Origin of the sequence: Methylobacterium mesophilicum, from assembly GCF_022179445.1 — a bacterium.
GTDB lineage: Bacteria > Pseudomonadota > Alphaproteobacteria > Rhizobiales > Beijerinckiaceae > Methylobacterium > Methylobacterium mesophilicum.
This window is the reverse complement of the sequence record NZ_BPQU01000059.1, coordinates 1-16,109: the sequence shown is the minus strand read 5'-3', so window position 1 is coordinate 16,109 and position 16,109 is coordinate 1. Positions and strand designations below refer to the sequence as shown.

Here is a 16,109-nt window from a genome sequence, read left to right as displayed (position 1 = left end):
GAGCCGGCATCCCTCGCGGGACAGGGGCAATCTGACATGATTCGCTAATACAAGGCGCCGGAGCGCAGCGGAGGCCTCGAAGGAGGCTTCCAGGGATCGCATGGCTGGCTGGAGGGCTCCTTCGAGGCTGCTCCGCAGCACCTCAGAGGCTGTGAGTCTTTCGATTTATCGCTCGCGACAGACGATGACGCTGCTGCATTCCTCGGGAGGTTCATCCGGGCCTGCGATCCCAGGTGGGACGTTCCCCCGAAGGTTTGGGCCCAGGTCGATGACGGAGCGCGACACGCCCCCTCTCCCGCACGGGAGAGGGGGCCCGCGGCTCGTGCTGGGGGCATAGGCCAATCTGGCGCTGCTAAGGCGTCGGGTGCATGGGAAATCGAAGGGCGATCGATCGAAAGACTCACAGCCTCTCAGGATGAGGGTGTGGGTGGGATCGATGCAGGCCGTTTCGCTTCCTCGGAAGCGAGGCTGACACGATGCTCTAACGCCGCCGCCGCGCCCCCGCCTCCGCCACCCGCAGCAGGGCCGCGGAGGCCAGAGCGTGGGCCAGTTCCGGCTCGGCCCGCCGGCAGGCCAGGACGGCCTCCTGCAGGGCCTTGGCGGCCTGCCGGAGGGTGCCGGCCGGCCAGGTGGCGAGCTGGCCCTCGATGCTGGCCTTGCGCTTGAAATGCAGGCCCCGCCAGGCCGCAGCCATCAGGGCCGGGGTCTTGTCCGGATTGTCGAGGCGGGTCGCCAGCAGGGTCAGGGCGTGCCGGAGAGCCGAGCCCAGCACCACGCCGGGATCCAGCCCCTCGTGCCGGAAGCGCCGGTAATCGCGCTCCACCGCCTCGCGTCGCCCGTCGAAGGCGGCATCGATCAGGGTGTTGAGCACGCTGGCGGCGACGTCGCTGGTGACCGCCTCGACATGGTCGAGGGTCACGGTGCCCTCCCCAGCCGCGTAGAGCGCCAGCTTCTCGATCTCCATCAGGCTCGCCCGCCGGTCGCCGCCGAGGCTGCGGACCAGGACTTCCCGGGCGGCCCGGTCGATCCGCAGGCCGCGCTCCTGGAGGGTGCGGTCGATCAGGTCGGCGAGCGTGCGCTCGTCGTCAGCGTAGCAGGGGATCGCCAGCGCCCGGGCCGAGCGCTCGCACAGGACGCGCATCGGGTTGTTCTTGGCGAGGTCGCCGCCCTCCACGACGACGCGCGCGTCGGCGATCTCGGCGGCCAGAACTGCCTCGACCGCGGGCGCGTAGTTGCGGCTGCCGGGCCGGACCCAGATCGACCGGCGGCCCCCGAACAGGCCCATCGTGCCGGCCTCGTCGCACAGCCGGCCCGGGTCGGAGGCGAGGGTGTCGCCGTCGATCCGCACCAGCGCGAAGGGATCGCCGGGGTCGGTGACGAAATCCTCGGCGAGCTTGCGGGCGCGCTCGGTGACCAGGCCGGTATCGGGCCCGTAGACCAGGATCACCGGGATACGCGGGTCGGGCCCGCGCCGGATCAGCCCCTCGATCTCGCCCGCCTTGACGGCCGTCAAAGCCGGCTCACGGCTTGGTCGACAGCACGGCCGCGAGGCGGGTCTTGATCTGGTCCGCCAGCACGCTGGCCAGGCGGATCTCGGCGTCGCGCGCCGCCCGCTGGCTGGCGAAGCGCTGGACCGAGCGGTCGTAGGTCGCGGTCGAGGTCGCCACGCCCTCGGTGTAGACCTTGGCGCCGGCCATGTCCTCCAGGCTGTACTTGATGTTGGCGACCAGCGTGCCGGCCTCGGCGCGGCCGGTGGTGGAGGAGACGATCGGGGTCTGCACGATCTCGGAGCCCGAGAGCTTCAGCCGATAGCGCTTGCTCGACGGCTGGCCCGACCCGTCGAGCTCGAACACCAGTTCGCTGCGCAGGTAATGCCCGAGCCGCTCCTGGCCTTGCGCCATCGCCACGTCGTCGACCTGCACGGCGGCCAGCAGCGCCTGCACGGTCTCGCCGGAGGCGGTCGGCCCGTACAGGGGACGGAAGCAGGCCGACAGGCTCAGCGCCAGGCCGGCGACGCAGGCGAGGCGGCCGATCCGGCCCGCAACCGATACTTCCGAACGCACCATCACGTCGCCGTTCCGCCCCGCTTCGTCGCCGCCCCTCTTAGCCCGGACCGGGAGGGCCGCGCCATGAGGCTACGCGGCAACCGTTACGATTCCTCTGCGGCGGGAGCGTGGTCGAAGGGTTTCAGACCGTTGCCAGATAGCCCGACACCGTGACGATCGACAGGATCGTCGAGACCAGCACCACCCGGGCGGTCAGGTCGGCCTCCCGGCGGTAGAATTCCGCCAGCATGAACGGGCCGGTGCCGGTGGGGAGGGCCGCCATCAGCACCGCGACGTGCAGCAGCAGCGGCGGCAGGTCGAACAGGAAGCGGCCGAGCCCGTAGGCCAACAGCGGCTGCCCGGCGAGCTTGAGGCCGACCAGCAGGGCGGCCGCCCGGGTCTGCGCGCCGCCGGGCCGGCGCTTCTGGGCCAGGAACAGGCCGAGCGCCACCAGGGCGCAGGGCGAGGCCGCGCCGCCGAGGAGCTTCAGGAAGGTCTCGGCCGACGCCGGCAGGGTGAGGCCGGCGGTCGGCACCAGGGCGCCCAGCGCCGGCGCCACAAGGAGCGGGTTGCGGACCAGCGACCGCCCGACCGTGCGCCAGACCGGGACGCCGGCTCCCCCCGCGCCGCCGTCGCCCGTCTCCCGCCGCAGGCCGGTCTCGATCAGCACGATCGCCACCGCAAACACCCCGCAGACCGTGAGGATCGCCGCCACGGTGGTGGGCGCCAGCGCCTCCGGGCCGAAGGCGACGAGCCCCAGGGGGAAGCCCATGAAGCCGGTGTTGGGATAGCCGGCGTTGAGCCCGTCCACGGCGGCGTCCGAGAGCGGACGCCCCTCCCCCCGCCGGATCAGCACCGTCACGCCGAACACAGCCAGGCTGCTCAACCCGAAGGCGCCGATGAAGCCGGGCTTCCATATCGCGCTCCAATGCGCGTGCGCGGTCACGTCGAACAGCAGGGCCGGCAGGGCCAGGAACACCACGAACCGGTTGAGTTCGGTGGTCGCGGCAGTGCCGAGCACGCCGATCCGCCGGGCCAGCCAGCCGGCGAAGATCAGCGCGAAGATCGGCAGCACGACCAGCAGGGTCGAGAGCATGGGCGGCCCGGGTGGGAGGACGAGGCTCCGGCCTTAGGACAGGAGCCGCATCGACCTCCAGTGCCGGGGACGGGGACCTGCCATGCTCCCCTGCCCCCGCGGGAGCCGCTACCAGCGATAGATCAGGCTGCCGATCACCGTCGCGGGGGCTCCGCGATAGCAGAAGCCCGCCTGGCAGTTCGTGTAGCTGCGGTCGAAGATGTTGAACGCGTTGATCTGCGCGCGAAAACCTTTGTACTTCGGATCGAGCGCCGCGAAGTCGTAGGCGACCAGGGCGTCGAACAGGGTCACGGTCGGGTTGCGGACGGTGTTCTCGTCGTCGGCGAAGCTCGTGCCGGCGTAGCGGATACCGCCGCCGAACTGCAGGCCGGAGAGCATCGAGCCCGGCGGGAACAGGTAGGTCCCGAAGACGCTGAAGCTGTCGCCCGGGATACCCGAGAGGGTGTTGCCGTCGATCGGCTGGCCGGTGACCAGCGAGGTCTGTCGCAGGAACCGGAAATCGAGATGGGTATAGGCCAGCGTCAGGTTGGTCCCCGGCGCGAAATTGGCGGTCATCTCGGCCTCGAATCCCTTTGACTCGACCGAGCCGCTGGCGACGACGTTGGCGATGTTGTTGGGATCCTGGCGCAGGAGCGAGGACTGGACGATATCGAAGCCGGCAAACGAGCCGGTGATGTTGGTGTTGGGGATCGCCGCCTTCACGCCGGCCTCGATCTGGTCGCCGGTCGCGGCCCGGAACGGGTTTCCGTTCACGTCGATGCCGACCTGGGGTGTGAACGTCGTCGCGTAGCTGGCGTACGGCACCAGGGTATCGGTGAGCAGGTAGTTCAGGCCGACCCGGCCCGAGAAGGCACGGTCGGCCTGGTTGGCGACCGTGCCGGCGGTCTGGTCGGCGGTGTTCTGGAACACCCAGTCGTGCCGCCCGGTGAGCGTCAGGATGAAGCGTCCGAGCTTGGCCTGCTCCTGCAGGTAGACGCCGATCTGGTCCTGCGCCTGGCTCTGGAAGTTCGTGATGCGCGGCCGGGCGATGACCTGCTGGCCGTAGTTCAGCGTCAACAGGTTGAGAGCCGGCGCGGCCCCGAAGCCGAAGGCGCGCGTGTAGTCGTAATGGGCGTAGTCGACGCCTCCGATCAGGGTGTGCTGGATCGGCCCGGTGGTGACGTGGCCTTCGAGCTGGGTGTCCACGGAGATCTGGCTCAGCGTGTCGAGATAGGCGCCCGCGGTGCGTGAACCCAGGGTCCGGGCAGGGTTCAGGCCCGTGATCGACGTGTAGTCGTAGTCGGCCCGGACGTCGTAAAAGCGGACATTCTGGCGGACGATCAGGTCCGGCGAGAACGTGTGCTCGAAGGCGTAGCCGATGCGGTACTGCTGCTGCTTGTACTGGTTGAACGCCGGGTCGCCGGAGTAGAAGTTCGTCACCCGGAAGCCGGGGTCGTTGAAGAAGAACGAGGTGCCGGGCAGGCGGGATTCGAAGTACTCGCTGAGGAACGTGAAGCTGGTGTCGGAATCCGGCCGCCACGTGAAGGACGGGGCGATGAAAGTGCGGTCGTCGTCCCCGCCCGGCAGGTAGGTGTTGGACTGGCGCTTCACCCCGGTCACGCGATAGGCCAGCGTCCCGTCGGTGCCCTCCACCGGGCCGCCGATGTCGAAGTTGCCCTGGAAGCGGTCGTAGTTTCCGGCCTGGAACTGCACCTCGCCGAAGGGCACGAAGACCGGGCGCTTCGAGATGGAATCGACGATACCGCCGGGCGAGCCGAGGCCGTAGAGGCCCGAGGCCGGCCCCCGCAGGATGGTGACCGCCTCCAGCCCGTAGGGCTCGCTGCGCGGGATGGTCAGGCCGACGGCGTTCAGGCGCAGGCCGTCGCGGAAGATGCCGTTGTAGGTCGCACTGAAGCCGCGGATGTAGAAGGCGTCGTAGCGCGGATCGAAGCCGAACACGCTGCTCGACACCCCCGGCGTGTAGGCGATCGCCTGGGCCAGGTCCTGCACGTTGCGGTCGTTGAGCTGCTCGCGGGTGACCACCGAGACCGATTGCGGGGTCTCGATCAGCGGCGTGTTGGTCTTGGTCGCGGTCGGGCTCACGCGGGCGACGTAGCCGGTGACGCCGGAGGGGCCGCCGCCCCCGCCGCTGGTGGCCGCGCTGTCGCCGTCGCCGCCGCTCACGTTGGCGCCGCCGAAGCCGGCCCCGGCCGGAAACGCCGCGGCGGGGCGGGTGGCCTCCACGGAAATCTCGTTGAGCTGCACGTCTGCGCCCTGCGCGGCGGCGTGCGGGACGAGGACGCCCTGCGTCAGGGCGGTGGCGGTGAGCAGAAGCCCGAGGCGGGCGGAACGCAGCGGCATGATAGATCCTGGGATGCGCCACGCGTCGGCGCTTCAACCCCAAGATCATCCAGCCACGGGCAATCGATCAACCCGAAAACGTGTTGCAAATCACACACTTAGAGGTGTTCAAATCTGGAATCGTTCGAGTCTCAGAACTCCAGCGGCGGCTCCCGCAGGGCGTCGGCCTCGCGGGTGCAGGTGGCTTGGTCGGGGGCCGCGCCGCCGCCGGACAGGGCGCCCCGGAGCTCGGCCCGCGCCTTGTCCAGGTCGGCCCGGAAGCCCGGATCGCCCATCAGCGTGGCGAGGACCGAGGAGCCGGTGATCCGCCCGGCCGCCACGTCGCTCAGCCAGTGCACCCCGCACACGACCCGGCTCTCGCCGTAGGCCCGGCCGCGCGCCAGGATCGCGGTCGCCTTCTCGGGCACCAGGGAGGCCAGGATCAGCGCGTAGGCCCAGCCCTGCGTGGCGTGGCCGGATGGGTAGCTGAAGCTGTCGGTGAGCGCCTGGGTCCGCTGGACGCAGATCGGCGCCTCGTTGCCCACGAACGGCCGCAGCCGCCGGTAATGGACCTTCGGGCCGCGGGTCGCCCGGGCGAGGTCGAGCCGCGTGCGCTCGAGGAGATTCATCACCGCCGGCACCCGGGTCTGGTCGATGCGAGTGCCGAGCACGCAGGCGAAGTTGTCGAGGACCGCGGAGGCCCCCTCCGACACGTCGTTCGCGGCGATTTCCCAGCGGGCGCTGCCCTTCAGGGCGCGGGTGCTGTTGAAGGCCGCCCGGTCGGCCTTGTCGAGCGGCGCGTCATGGGCCGGCGGCGCAGGCAGGATCTGGACGGCATCGGGAACCGCGGTCTCGGCGAGATAGGGCTTCACCGCCGGCTTGCCGGGCTTGAGCGTGTCGGCCCCGAGCGACGGCGCCGCCGGCGGGTTCGCCGGGGCTGGCTGGGGCATATCCTCGGCGCGCACCGAGGTCGCGGCCGCCAGCAGAGCGAGGATCGGCAAGGTCAGGGTGCGGCGCATCGGATCCGTGGCGGTGTCGGCGAAGGGGCGAGAGCGGAGGCGGGGCGGTCCCGCAGACAAACGAACGACTTGGCGGGACGGTTCAGTCCGCACACAGGGCTCTCATTCTGTCCAGGGGCGAACCCGGCGGTTCGGCGAGCGGGCGGGGCGGTTGACCCGGGCCCGCGTCCGCGCGAACCCTGCACCCCCCGCTCCGGCCTTCAGACCCCATGGCTCAGCCGCTCGACCGCGCCCGCCTCCTCGAGGCTTTCGAGGCACTCGGTGCCGACCTCGCCGAGTACGGCCGGTTCGTCGAGATCGCCGTCTACGGTGGCGGCGCGCTGATGCTGCAATTCGCCTGGCGGCGTGGCACCGAGGATGTCGATGCGGTCGTGCGGCCCGGCTACGACGAGGCGGCCCTGGCACCTTCGGTGGCCCGGGTCGCCGCGCGGATGGGGCTGGAGCCGGATTGGCTCAACGATGCCGTCGGGATGTTCACGCCGCTCGACGAGGATGAGACGCTCTTCGCCCTGTCCGGCACCTTCCCCGCTGATGGGACGCCGGGACTTCGAACGGTCGTGGCCAAGCCCGCCTACCTCTTGGCGATGAAACTCCATGCCCTGCAGAGCCTGGATCGCGGCGATCGTGACCTGAATGACGCCCGTGCCCTGGCCGCTTACTTGGACCTGCGTGATGTGGATGCCCTGGTACAGCTGTACCGCGCGATCTACGGCGAGGACCCATCATCGGAGGCCCGCAGTCGTTTCTCGGCCGTCTTCGCGGGGACGTCATGAGGCCGCGTTCCCTGGCCGCGGTGGTCGAGCGCGCGCGCGGTGACGGCGACTGGGAGCATCACCTGCGCGACTTCCTCGACGCCTTCTACGCGGCCGACGGCGACGTCGCCCGGCAGTCCGCATTCGTGGCCGACGAGCCCGGACTGCTGGGGCGGCCGGAGGCGGATGCGTTCCTGGGCGGGGCCGGGGAGCATCTCGCCCGGCGCTGGGGCCTGCCCATCCCCGGTTGGGTCCGGGCCGAGGAGCGGTACCTGACGACGGCCCTGTTCGTCCCGGGCGACAAGGCCCTGCGGGGCTACCTGATCTGCGTCAGCCCGGTGTCGTTCCGGACGCGGCTGATCTTCACCGGGCCCGATCCGCTCCAGCGCGCCCGCTTCCCCTACCATCGCGGCGTCATCACGATGCCGGCCGAACATGGGTTTCCGAAGGGCTGAGCCCCTGACGCACCAGGGCTCCGCCCTGGACCCGCGAAAGGTCTGGGACCCTTCGAAACCATGATTTGGCCGGCTAATTTTCTCGGAACGCCGCCGCGACCGCCGTGGGAAACTCCTCGTGCGGGCTGAGCGCTCCGGGGATCGCCGTGCCGGCGACCCGGCCGTGGGCGATCAGCGCGTCCATCTCGGCCCCGGAGCGGCGCGGGGCGTTGTCCGGCCGCAGCACCAGGGTCGGGGGCAGGCCGTCCCCGAACAGGTCGAGGAAGGCGGCGCGGTCGGCCACCGGGTCGAGGCCGCCGGTGACGAAGGCGGCGGTGCCGAAGCGACCGTTGCGCTGCCGGGTGACGGCATGCTTGGCGCGGATCAGCGCCGGCGTGACGTGGGCCGCGTCCGCGTAGACGTGGGCGCGCATCATCCGGCCGATGATCGGCGGGCTGATGTTGAGCCGGTAGAGCGCCTCGCCCAAAACCGGCGCCTCGACGGCCCGGCGGATCCGCGGGAACCAGTGCGCCCGGCTCGGCATCGCGGTGGGCAGCGGCCCACGCCAAGTCGGCGCCACCAGCACCAGACGCTCGAAGGCCTGGGGGTGCCTGCGCGCCGCCGCGACCAGATAGCCGGCGGCGTGCCCGGCGGCGATCCCGATCGCGTAGGGGCCGGGGGCGGCGCTGAGCAGCGCGTCCAGGAACGCGTGCAGGGTGTCCGGACCGAGGGGCAGGCGGCTCCGCGGCCGAGCGCCGAAGCCCGGCCAGTCGGGCACCAGGCAGCGGTACTCCGAGCCGAGGGCGCGGGCGAGATCGCGCATCTCGGCCCGGTCCGAGATCGTCGACAGTGCCGGCAGCAGCAGCGCGTCGCGCCCCGTGCCGATCACGTCGCACGGGGTCGGCACCGGCCGGCCCGCTACGATCAGCTCCAGGTTCCGCGTCGTCGTCACCAAGCCGCCCCCAAGTCACAAAAGAATCAGGTGCGCAGCAGCTCGTTGATGGCGGTCTTGGAGCGGGTGCCGGCATCGACCCGCTTGACGATCACGGCGCAATACAGGCCGGGGCCGGGGGTGCCGTCCGGCAGCGCCTTGCCGGGCATCGTGCCCGAGACCACCACGGAGTAGGGCGGCACGCGGCCGTACATCACCTCGCCGGTGCTGCGATCGACGATCTTGGTCGAGGCGCCGATATAGACGCCCATGGACAGCACGCTGCCCTGGCCGACGATGACGCCCTCGGCCACCTCGGCGCGGGCGCCGATGAAGCAATCGTCCTCGATGATCACCGGGTTGGCCTGGAGCGGCTCGAGCACGCCGGCGATGCCGGCGCCGCCGGAGATGTGGCAGTTCTTCCCCACCTGCGCGCAGGAGCCGATCGTCACCCAGGTGTCGACCATGGTGCCTTCGCCGACATAGGCGCCTAGGTTGACGAAGCTCGGCATCAGCACGGCGCCCGGCGCAATGTAGGAGCCGCGGCGCACGAAGCAGCCCGGCACGGCACGCAAGCCCGCGGCGCGGAACTCCGCCTCGCCCCAGCCCGCGAACTTGGACGAGACCTTGTCCCACCACGGCGCGCCGCCGGGGCCGCCGTCGATCGCCGCCATGTCGTTGAGCCGAAAGGACAGCAGCACCGCCTTCTTCAGCCACTGGTTGACGACCCAATCGTGGTTGCCGCTCTTCTCGGCGACCCGGGCCTTGCCGGAATCGAGCAGGTTCAACGCCTCCTCGACGGCCTCGCGGACGGCGCCCTGGGTCGAGGTCGAGATGCCGGCCCGCTCTTCCCAGGCCGTCTCGATGGTCTTGGCGAGGTCGGAGGTGGACATGGCGGTTCGATGCTCTTGGCGGGAGTAGGTTTGCGGGAGCCCGTGCTTACTCGCGGGCACCGGGGCTGTCACCCGGGGAGCCGGCGCAATCCGCCCGGATCAATCCTCCAGCAGCACCCGCACCCGGTCGAGATCGGTCACGAGGTCCACGAGGTCGATCGCCAGGGTGTCGTAGACGGATTGCGCGGCTGCGGGGAATTCCTCCAGCACGCGCCGCATCAGCGTGGGGGTGATGCGCATGACCTCGGCGGCGCCTTCGGCCCGGGCCTCGGTCGGTCGGGTGCCGCGCACGAACAGGGCGAGCTGCCCGATCAGCGCCGAGCGCCCGGCGCGCACCGGCTCGGCGTCCGCCACCCGGGGGCTGAGCCGGATCGTACCGGACATCACCACGAAGCCGCCGTCGGCCGGGTCGCCGCGGGCGAACAGCAGGTCGCCGTCCGCCAATTCGCGCCGCTCGGCCGCGAAGGTCAGCAGGCGCAGCGCGTCCCGGTCGAGGAAGCCGAACAGCGGCGCGTCGGCGAGGATCGCGATGTCGTCGTCGAGCCCCAAGGAACCGCCTCACCGCCTGCGTGCAAACGAGCCTGCGCCCCGCCTACACGCAAATCCCTAAAGCCCTTCCCGATCGCGTTGCAATCGCGCTTGGCTCTCGGTTCTGGCCGTGACGCGCAACGAGCCGATCAGGGCAGCAGCTTGTAGCCGCCGCCTTCGGTGACGAGGATCGCCGCGGTGGCGGGGTTCGGCTCGATCTTCTGGCGCAGCCGGTAGATATGCGTCTCCAGCGTGTGCGTGGTGACGTGGGCGTTGTAGCCCCAGACCTCGGCCAGCAGCGTGTCGCGGTTCACGACCGCCCGACCGGCCCGGTACAGGAAGCGCAGGATCGCGGTCTCCTTCTCGGTCAGCTTGAGCTTCGAGCCGCGCTCGCCGACCAGCAGCTTGGCGCCGGGCCGGAACGTGTACGGGCCGATCTGGAACACCGCGTCCTCGGACGCCTCGTGGCTGCGCAGATGCGCGCGGATCCGGGCGAGCAGGATGCCGAACTTGAACGGCTTGGTGACGTAGTCGTTGGCGCCCGCCTCAAGGCCCTCGACGTGGTCCGCCTCCGAGTCCTGCGCCGTCAGCATGATCACCGGGCCGCGGAAGCCGCCGGCCCGCATCCGGCGCACGGCCTCGCGTCCGTCGAGGTCGGGCAGGCCGACATCCATCACGGCGAGGTCGATGCGCTCGGCCGCGACCCGCCGGACCGCGTCCGCGGCGTTCGCCTCGGTGACCACGGTGAATTCTTCGCAGAGGTCGAGCTGCTCGGTGAGCGTGTCGCGCAGGATCGCGTCGTCGTCACAGATCAGCAGGCGATAGACATTCGACATCGTCCGGGGCCCTGGAGCACGCTGCGGGACCGGGAGACCCGGCGTCCGGGGACAGCGCGCGATGACAAGGATCTGGAGCACGCCGCCCGTCGCGTGACAACACGGCCGGCTCCAGGAAAGCGGGGCCGGCGCGCTGGAATCCAGGGGCGTTCGGTCCCCCCGTCGCAGGGCGGTGGGCTGATTCGCTCCCGAATCCCGGCTTCGACGGCCTGGGTTCCGCCGCAAGGATAGGGCTTCGTTTGTGGCCGGACATTGCCTTGTGCGCAATTTTTCACGGTTTCGGTATTGGATACCGGGCATAACCCCCGCCGGTCCGCCCCGGGCGCCACGCCGCCGCGGCCGGACCGGGGCGCGTGCGGCCGGCAGGGGAGGGGTGTTGTGCGGGGACATCGGCGCGAGCGGCCCGGATCGGTCCGCATGACCGTGAGTGAGATCCGGGTTCGCGCACTGGTCGGCGACCGCTGCCGGGGCCAGCTCCTGGTCGGCCCGGCGGTGATCCCCTGCGCCCTCGGGGCGGGCGGCATCGTGTCCGACAAGCGCGAGGGCGACGGCGGCTCGCCGCGCGGACGCTTCCGCCTGCGGGGCGGCGCGTACCGGCCGGACCATCTCGGCCCGCGCCCGCGCACGGCGCTGCCCCTGCGGGCGACCCGGCCGGGGGACGGCTGGTGCGACGACCGCCGGGACCGCCGCTACAACCGGCCGATCCGCCTGCCGGCCCCGGGCGTCAGCGCCGAAGCGATGTGGCGCGACGACGGGCTCTACGACGTGGTGATCGACCTCGACTACAACCGCGCGCCGATCCGGAAGGGGCGGGGCTCCGCGATCTTCCTGCACATCGCCCGGGACGGCTACCGCCCCACCGAGGGCTGCGTCGCCCTGGCCCGGGCGGACCTGCTGCGCCTGCTCGGGCGCCTCGGCCCGCGCACGCGTCTGCGGATCGGGTGAGGCTCACGCCTTCCGGGTCCTGGCCCCGAAGATGGCGGTCCCGACGCGGACATGGGTGGCGCCTTGCTGGATCGCCGCCGGAAAATCCGCGCTCATGCCCATCGAGAGGATCGGCAGGTTGTGATCCCGCGCCAGGCGGGCGAGCAGGGCGAAATGGGCCGAGGGCGGGTCCTCCGCGGGCGGGATGCACATCAGGCCCTGGATCGCGAGCCCGTGGGTGTCGCGGCACTCGGCCAGCAGCGTGGCGAGCTGATCCGGGAGGACCCCGGCCTTCTGCGGTTCCGCGCCGGTGTTGACCTGGATCAGCAGCGTCGGGGTCCGACCCGCGCGGTTGATTTCCTTGGCGAGCGCCGCCGCGAGCGACAGCCGGTCGAGGGCGTGGATCACGTCGAACAGGGCCACCGCCTCGCGGGCCTTGTTGGATTGCAACGGGCCGACGAGGTGCAGCTCGACATCCGGGTAGCGGGCGCGCAGGTCCGGCCACTTCGCGACGGATTCCTGGACGTAGTTCTCCCCGAACACCCGGTGCCCCGCCTCGAGCGCCGGGACGATGCCCTCCGCCGGCACGGTCTTGGAGACGGCCACCAGCCGGACCTCCGCGGGGTCGCGCTCCGAATCCTCGGCCGCCTGCGCGATGGCGGCCCGCACCTCGGCCAGGCCGGCGGCGACATCGGCTTCGCCGACCGGGAGCTTGGCGGTGGGCTGCCCCATCCCGTCTGTGGCGGGAGCGGTCTGCCCGGTGATCGCGTCGTCCATCGCGTGCCTGTCCTGATGGGACATCGGTCCCTTGCCCCGCCGACCTATGCCGTTGCGCGCCTCGCGCAAGCCCGGACCCATGCATCCGTTGACCGGCTCCGGCGCAGATATGCTACTGGGCCGCAACCGTGCCGCGGCTCTCCCCGATCAGCCGCCGAGCCTCTGACCCCGCCGGACCCATGACCAGCACCGCCCCCCAGCCCGTCGAGCGCTACAACGCCAAGGATGCCGAGCCGCGCTGGCAGGCCGCCTGGGCCGAGCAACGCCTGTTCGAGACCGACAATGCCGACGGGCGCCCGAAATACTACGTGCTGGAGATGTTCCCGTACCCGTCGGGGCGGATCCACATGGGCCACGTGCGCAACTACGCGATGGGCGACGTGGTCGCCCGGTACAAGCGCGCCCGGGGCTTCAACGTGCTCCACCCGATGGGCTGGGACGCGTTCGGCCTGCCGGCCGAGAACGCCGCCATGGAGCGCAAGGTCAACCCGCGGGACTGGACCTACGCCAACATCGCGTCGATGCGCGACCAGCTGAAGGCCATGGGCCTGTCGCTCGACTGGAGCCGGGAGATCGCGACCTGCGACCCCGATTACTACAAGCACCAGCAGCGGATGTTCCTCGACTTCCTGGACAAGGGCCTGGTGACCCGGCGCACCGCCAAGGTGAACTGGGACCCGGTCGATCACACCGTGCTCGCCAACGAGCAGGTGATCGACGGGCGCGGCTGGCGCTCCGGCGCCCTGGTCGAGCAGCGCGAGCTGACCCAGTGGTTCTTCAAGATCACCGACTTCGCCGAGGATCTGCTCACAGCCCTCGACGGGCTGGACCGCTGGCCGGAGAAAGTCCGGCTGATGCAGAAGAACTGGATCGGCCGCTCCGAGGGGCTGGAAGTCCGGTTCGCCCTGGCCCGGCCTCCGGCCGGTGCGGCCGAGTCCGTGACGGTCTACACCACCCGGCCCGACACCCTGTTCGGAGCCCGGTTCCTGGCGATCGCGGCCGACCATCCGCTGGCGGCAGCGGTTGCCGCGAACAACCCGGATCTCCAGGCCTTCATCGAGGAATGCCGGCGCACCGGCACCGCCCAGGCGGCGATCGACACCGCTGAAAAACTCGGCTTCGACACCGGCCTGACCGTCCGCCACCCCCTCGACCCGGCCTGGACGCTGCCGGTCTACGTCGCGAACTTCGTGCTGATGGACTACGGCACCGGCGCGGTGTTTGGCTGCCCGGCGCACGACCAGCGCGACCTCGACTTTTCCAACAAGTACGGGCTCGGCAACGTCCCGGTGGTCTGCCCCGAGGGGCAGGACCCGGAGGCGTTCCTGATCACCACCACCGCCTATGTCGAGGACGGGCGGATGATCCATTCGCGCTTCCTCGACGGCATGACCACCGGGGAGGCCTTCGAGGCCGTGGCGCGCCGGCTCGAGCAGGAGGGCGTGGCCAAGCGCAAGGTCCAGTTCCGCCTTCGCGACTGGGGCGTCTCGCGCCAGCGCTACTGGGGCTGCCCGATCCCGATCATCCACTGCGAGTCCTGCGGCCCGGTGCCGGTGCCGGTCTCGGACCTGCCGGTGAAGTTGCCCGAGGAGGTCTCGTTCGACCAGCCCGGCAACCCGCTGGAGCGCGACCAGGCCTGGCGGACGGTGCCGTGCCCGCAATGCGGCGCACCGGCCCGGCGCGAGACCGACACGATGGACACGTTCGTCGATTCGTCCTGGTACTACGCGCGCTTCACCGCGCCCTGGCTCACCGACGCCCCCACCGACCGCGCCACGGTCGATCGCTGGCTGGCGGTGGACCAGTATATCGGCGGCATCGAGCACGCGATCCTGCACCTGCTCTACGCCCGGTTCTTCATGCGGGCGATGCGCGAGACCGGCTGGGCCGGCGTCTCCGAGCCCTTCGCCGGCCTGTTCACGCAGGGCATGGTCGTCCACGAGACCTACAAGGACGCGACCGGCGCCTGGGTGCCGCCCGCCGAGATCCGCTTCTCCACCGAGGAGGGCGAGCGCCGCGCGTTTCACGTGAAAACTCAGGCGCCGATCGCGATCGGTTCGATCGAGAAGATGTCGAAGTCCAAGAAGAACGTGGTCGACCCGGACGACATCATCGCGAGCTACGGGGCCGACACGGCGCGCTGGTTCGTCCTCTCCGATTCGCCGCCCGAGCGCGACGTGATCTGGAGCGAGGAGGGCGTGCAGGGCGCTGCCCGGTTCGTCCAGAAGGTCTGGCGGCTGACCCATGCCGCGCTGGCCGCGAGCGGGGATGGCGCCGCCGACCTCACCCTGCGCAAGGCCGCCCACCGGGCGCTCGCCGCCGTGCAGGACGATATCGAGCGCCTGCGGTTCAACCGCTGCGTCGCCCACATCTACACCTTGGCCAACGCCCTCGAGGACGGGCTGCGCGGGCCGGTCTCGCGCGCGGCGGCGACGGAGGCGGCGGGCATCCTGGTGCAGCTCATCGCCCCGATGATGCCGCACCTCGCCGAGGAATGCTGGACCACGCTCGGCCGCCCCGGCCTCGCCGCCCAGGCCCCCTGGCCTGAGGCCGAGGCCGGGCTCCTGGTCGAGGACGAGATCACCCTGCCGGTCCAGATCAACGGCAAGAAGCGCGCGGACGTGACCGTGCCGCGCGACGCCGACGCCAAGGCGGTGGAGGCCGCCACCCTGGCCCTGGAGACAGTCCAGAAGATCCTGGAGGGCAAGCCGCCGCGCAAGGTGATCGTGGTGCCGGGGCGGATCGTGAACTTGGTGGTGTGAAGGGGGCGGGCTGGATGTATGTTCTGCCCGCCCCCTAATTACGTAGCAAGACAAGACGTGGTTGAACCCGTCGGCAAACCAGAGTGTGTTGCACGCGATACGACATGCGCGCTCCCGCCGGCTGCAGCATTCAAGCCGGATGCCTTGCAGCGGTGTATCGATTTCGATACAGTTCGGGGACTCGTCGTGAAGCCTGTCACGTTCTTGGGTGATAGCCGAAAGGTACTTTAGTCTTTTCCGGACGCCATTCGCTACAGGTCCGGCGTGGAATTACGCGCTGTCCAGCTGGGCTTTGAACCGGATGATTGGAAACCCATCACCACCGTGGCTCCGGGTGTCAGGGAGATAAGGATCTGAGACCGCTCGGGAGCATTCCGAATCATCTATTTGGCGACGCTTCCGGATCGTGTGTTGGTCCTTCATGCGTTTCAGAAGAAGACGCAGCAGACCTCACAGCACGATATCGATGTCGCGACCAAGTGCCTCAAGGATTGGAAGGCCGAGGCATGAACGCGGAAACCTTTGACACCGTTTTCGAGGCGCTGGCCGACACGCCTGTCGAAGCCGCCAACATGACGGCACGCGCCGACCTGCTGCTTGCAATCCGAGAACGGGTCAAATCATGGGAGTTGTCGCAAGATAGCGCGGCCGCGCGGCTCGGTCTTACGCGCCCGCGCCTCAACGACCTGATGCGCGGGAAACTCGATAAATTCTCGCTGGATGCGCTCGTAAACATCGCTAGAGCCGTGCCCGGCCGCGTTGCGACGGGTTAGCCGTTTGCAGCGTTGAGTGG

At 70.4% G+C, this 16,109-nt stretch carries 15 protein-coding genes and 1 pseudogene; 6 read left to right on the top strand and 10 right to left on the bottom strand.

Annotated elements, in window-relative coordinates:
- Positions 1 to 481: 481 nt before the first annotated feature.
- The 5 genes from holA to MFF40_RS27575 form a co-directional block, all read right to left on the bottom strand.
- Positions 482 to 1,513, bottom strand: coding sequence for a DNA polymerase III subunit delta (gene holA, locus MFF40_RS27595; protein ID WP_147857198.1), 1,032 nt, complete (start codon positions 1,511 to 1,513; stop codon positions 482 to 484).
- A gap of 7 nt (positions 1,514 to 1,520) precedes the next feature.
- On the bottom strand, positions 1,521 to 2,066 hold the full coding sequence (lptE, locus tag MFF40_RS27590) for an LPS assembly lipoprotein LptE (RefSeq protein WP_147857199.1): 546 nt from the start codon (positions 2,064 to 2,066) through the stop codon (positions 1,521 to 1,523).
- A 121-nt stretch (positions 2,067 to 2,187) separates the two neighbouring features.
- Positions 2,188 to 3,141, bottom strand: a complete 954-nt coding sequence (locus MFF40_RS27585; RefSeq protein ID WP_147898500.1) for an AEC family transporter — start codon at positions 3,139 to 3,141, stop codon at positions 2,188 to 2,190.
- Positions 3,142 to 3,249: 108 nt separating this feature from the next.
- On the bottom strand, positions 3,250 to 5,481 hold the full coding sequence (locus MFF40_RS27580) for a TonB-dependent siderophore receptor (RefSeq protein ID WP_238263032.1): 2,232 nt from the start codon (positions 5,479 to 5,481) through the stop codon (positions 3,250 to 3,252).
- Between the two features lie 131 nt (positions 5,482 to 5,612).
- Positions 5,613 to 6,479 (bottom strand): acid phosphatase, encoded by an 867-nt coding sequence (locus tag MFF40_RS27575; protein WP_147855955.1) that lies wholly within the window; start codon positions 6,477 to 6,479, stop codon positions 5,613 to 5,615.
- A 209-nt stretch (positions 6,480 to 6,688) separates the two neighbouring features.
- Here MFF40_RS27575 and MFF40_RS27570 point away from each other — a divergent pair, with 209 nt between their 5' ends.
- Positions 6,689 to 7,252 carry a hypothetical protein gene (locus tag MFF40_RS27570; protein WP_147855954.1) on the top strand — a complete coding sequence of 188 codons (564 nt, stop codon included), beginning with the start codon at positions 6,689 to 6,691 and terminating at the stop codon, positions 7,250 to 7,252.
- A complete protein-coding gene (locus MFF40_RS27565) occupies positions 7,249 to 7,686 on the top strand; it encodes a hypothetical protein (protein WP_147855953.1) in 438 nt (145 codons plus the stop codon). Before MFF40_RS27570 ends, MFF40_RS27565 begins: the two co-directional genes overlap by 4 nt.
- Positions 7,687 to 7,759: 73 nt before the next feature.
- Here the strand turns inward: MFF40_RS27565 and MFF40_RS27560 are convergent, their stop codons facing one another.
- The 4 genes from MFF40_RS27560 to MFF40_RS27545 all read right to left on the bottom strand — a co-directional run bounded on the left by MFF40_RS27560 (position 7,760) and on the right by MFF40_RS27545 (position 10,853).
- Positions 7,760 to 8,620, bottom strand: coding sequence for an alpha/beta fold hydrolase (locus MFF40_RS27560; RefSeq protein ID WP_147855952.1), 861 nt, complete (start codon positions 8,618 to 8,620; stop codon positions 7,760 to 7,762).
- Between the two features lie 23 nt (positions 8,621 to 8,643).
- Positions 8,644 to 9,489, bottom strand: coding sequence for a 2,3,4,5-tetrahydropyridine-2,6-dicarboxylate N-succinyltransferase (gene dapD, locus MFF40_RS27555; RefSeq protein ID WP_147855951.1), 846 nt, complete (start codon positions 9,487 to 9,489; stop codon positions 8,644 to 8,646).
- Between the two features lie 99 nt (positions 9,490 to 9,588).
- Entirely contained in the window at positions 9,589 to 10,038 is a 450-nt protein-coding gene (locus tag MFF40_RS27550; RefSeq protein ID WP_147855950.1) for a cyclic nucleotide-binding domain-containing protein, read from the bottom strand.
- A 128-nt stretch (positions 10,039 to 10,166) separates the two neighbouring features.
- Positions 10,167 to 10,853, bottom strand: coding sequence for a response regulator transcription factor (locus tag MFF40_RS27545; RefSeq protein ID WP_147855949.1), 687 nt, complete (start codon positions 10,851 to 10,853; stop codon positions 10,167 to 10,169).
- 417 nt (positions 10,854 to 11,270) lie between these two features.
- Here MFF40_RS27545 and MFF40_RS27540 point away from each other — a divergent pair, with 417 nt between their 5' ends.
- Positions 11,271 to 11,798, top strand: a complete 528-nt coding sequence (locus tag MFF40_RS27540) for a L,D-transpeptidase family protein (protein ID WP_147898502.1) — start codon at positions 11,271 to 11,273, stop codon at positions 11,796 to 11,798.
- 3 nt (positions 11,799 to 11,801) lie between these two features.
- Here MFF40_RS27540 and MFF40_RS27535 read toward each other — a convergent pair whose 3' ends face one another.
- Positions 11,802 to 12,554: a YggS family pyridoxal phosphate-dependent enzyme gene (locus MFF40_RS27535; protein WP_147856099.1), complete on the bottom strand. Its 753-nt coding sequence runs from the start codon at positions 12,552 to 12,554 to the stop codon at positions 11,802 to 11,804.
- 179 nt (positions 12,555 to 12,733) lie between these two features.
- Here MFF40_RS27535 and leuS point away from each other — a divergent pair, with 179 nt between their 5' ends.
- From leuS to MFF40_RS27520, 3 genes and pseudogenes are all read left to right on the top strand, one after another.
- Positions 12,734 to 15,316, top strand: a complete 2,583-nt coding sequence (gene leuS, locus MFF40_RS27530; RefSeq protein WP_147856100.1) for a leucine--tRNA ligase — start codon at positions 12,734 to 12,736, stop codon at positions 15,314 to 15,316.
- Between the two features lie 246 nt (positions 15,317 to 15,562).
- Positions 15,563 to 15,826, top strand: a pseudogene (locus MFF40_RS27525) (type II toxin-antitoxin system RelE/ParE family toxin).
- Positions 15,823 to 16,089 (top strand): helix-turn-helix domain-containing protein, encoded by a 267-nt coding sequence (locus tag MFF40_RS27520; RefSeq protein ID WP_238263029.1) that lies wholly within the window; start codon positions 15,823 to 15,825, stop codon positions 16,087 to 16,089. Before MFF40_RS27525 ends, MFF40_RS27520 begins: the two are co-directional and overlap by 4 nt.
- Positions 16,090 to 16,109 lie beyond the last annotated feature (20 nt).

What these genes read in the sequence shown, in the direction of transcription:
- lptE (WP_147857199.1), bottom strand. Translation starts at nt 2,066, where the DNA reads ATGGTGCGTTCGGAAGTATCGGTTGCGGGCCGGATCGGCCGCCTCGCC.
- MFF40_RS27585 (WP_147898500.1), bottom strand. Translation starts at nt 3,141, where the DNA reads ATGCTCTCGACCCTGCTGGTCGTGCTGCCGATCTTCGCGCTGATCTTC.
- MFF40_RS27580 (WP_238263032.1), bottom strand. Translation starts at nt 5,481, where the DNA reads ATGCCGCTGCGTTCCGCCCGCCTCGGGCTTCTGCTCACCGCCACCGCC.
- MFF40_RS27575 (WP_147855955.1), bottom strand. Translation starts at nt 6,479, where the DNA reads ATGCGCCGCACCCTGACCTTGCCGATCCTCGCTCTGCTGGCGGCCGCG.
- MFF40_RS27570 (WP_147855954.1), top strand. Translation starts at nt 6,689, where the DNA reads ATGGCTCAGCCGCTCGACCGCGCCCGCCTCCTCGAGGCTTTCGAGGCA.
- MFF40_RS27565 (WP_147855953.1), top strand. Translation starts at nt 7,249, where the DNA reads ATGAGGCCGCGTTCCCTGGCCGCGGTGGTCGAGCGCGCGCGCGGTGAC.
- dapD (WP_147855951.1), bottom strand. Translation starts at nt 9,489, where the DNA reads ATGTCCACCTCCGACCTCGCCAAGACCATCGAGACGGCCTGGGAAGAG.
- MFF40_RS27545 (WP_147855949.1), bottom strand. Translation starts at nt 10,853, where the DNA reads ATGTCGAATGTCTATCGCCTGCTGATCTGTGACGACGACGCGATCCTG.
- MFF40_RS27540 (WP_147898502.1), top strand. Translation starts at nt 11,271, where the DNA reads ATGACCGTGAGTGAGATCCGGGTTCGCGCACTGGTCGGCGACCGCTGC.
- MFF40_RS27535 (WP_147856099.1), bottom strand. Translation starts at nt 12,554, where the DNA reads ATGGACGACGCGATCACCGGGCAGACCGCTCCCGCCACAGACGGGATG.
- leuS (WP_147856100.1), top strand. Translation starts at nt 12,734, where the DNA reads ATGACCAGCACCGCCCCCCAGCCCGTCGAGCGCTACAACGCCAAGGAT.
- MFF40_RS27520 (WP_238263029.1), top strand. Translation starts at nt 15,823, where the DNA reads ATGAACGCGGAAACCTTTGACACCGTTTTCGAGGCGCTGGCCGACACG.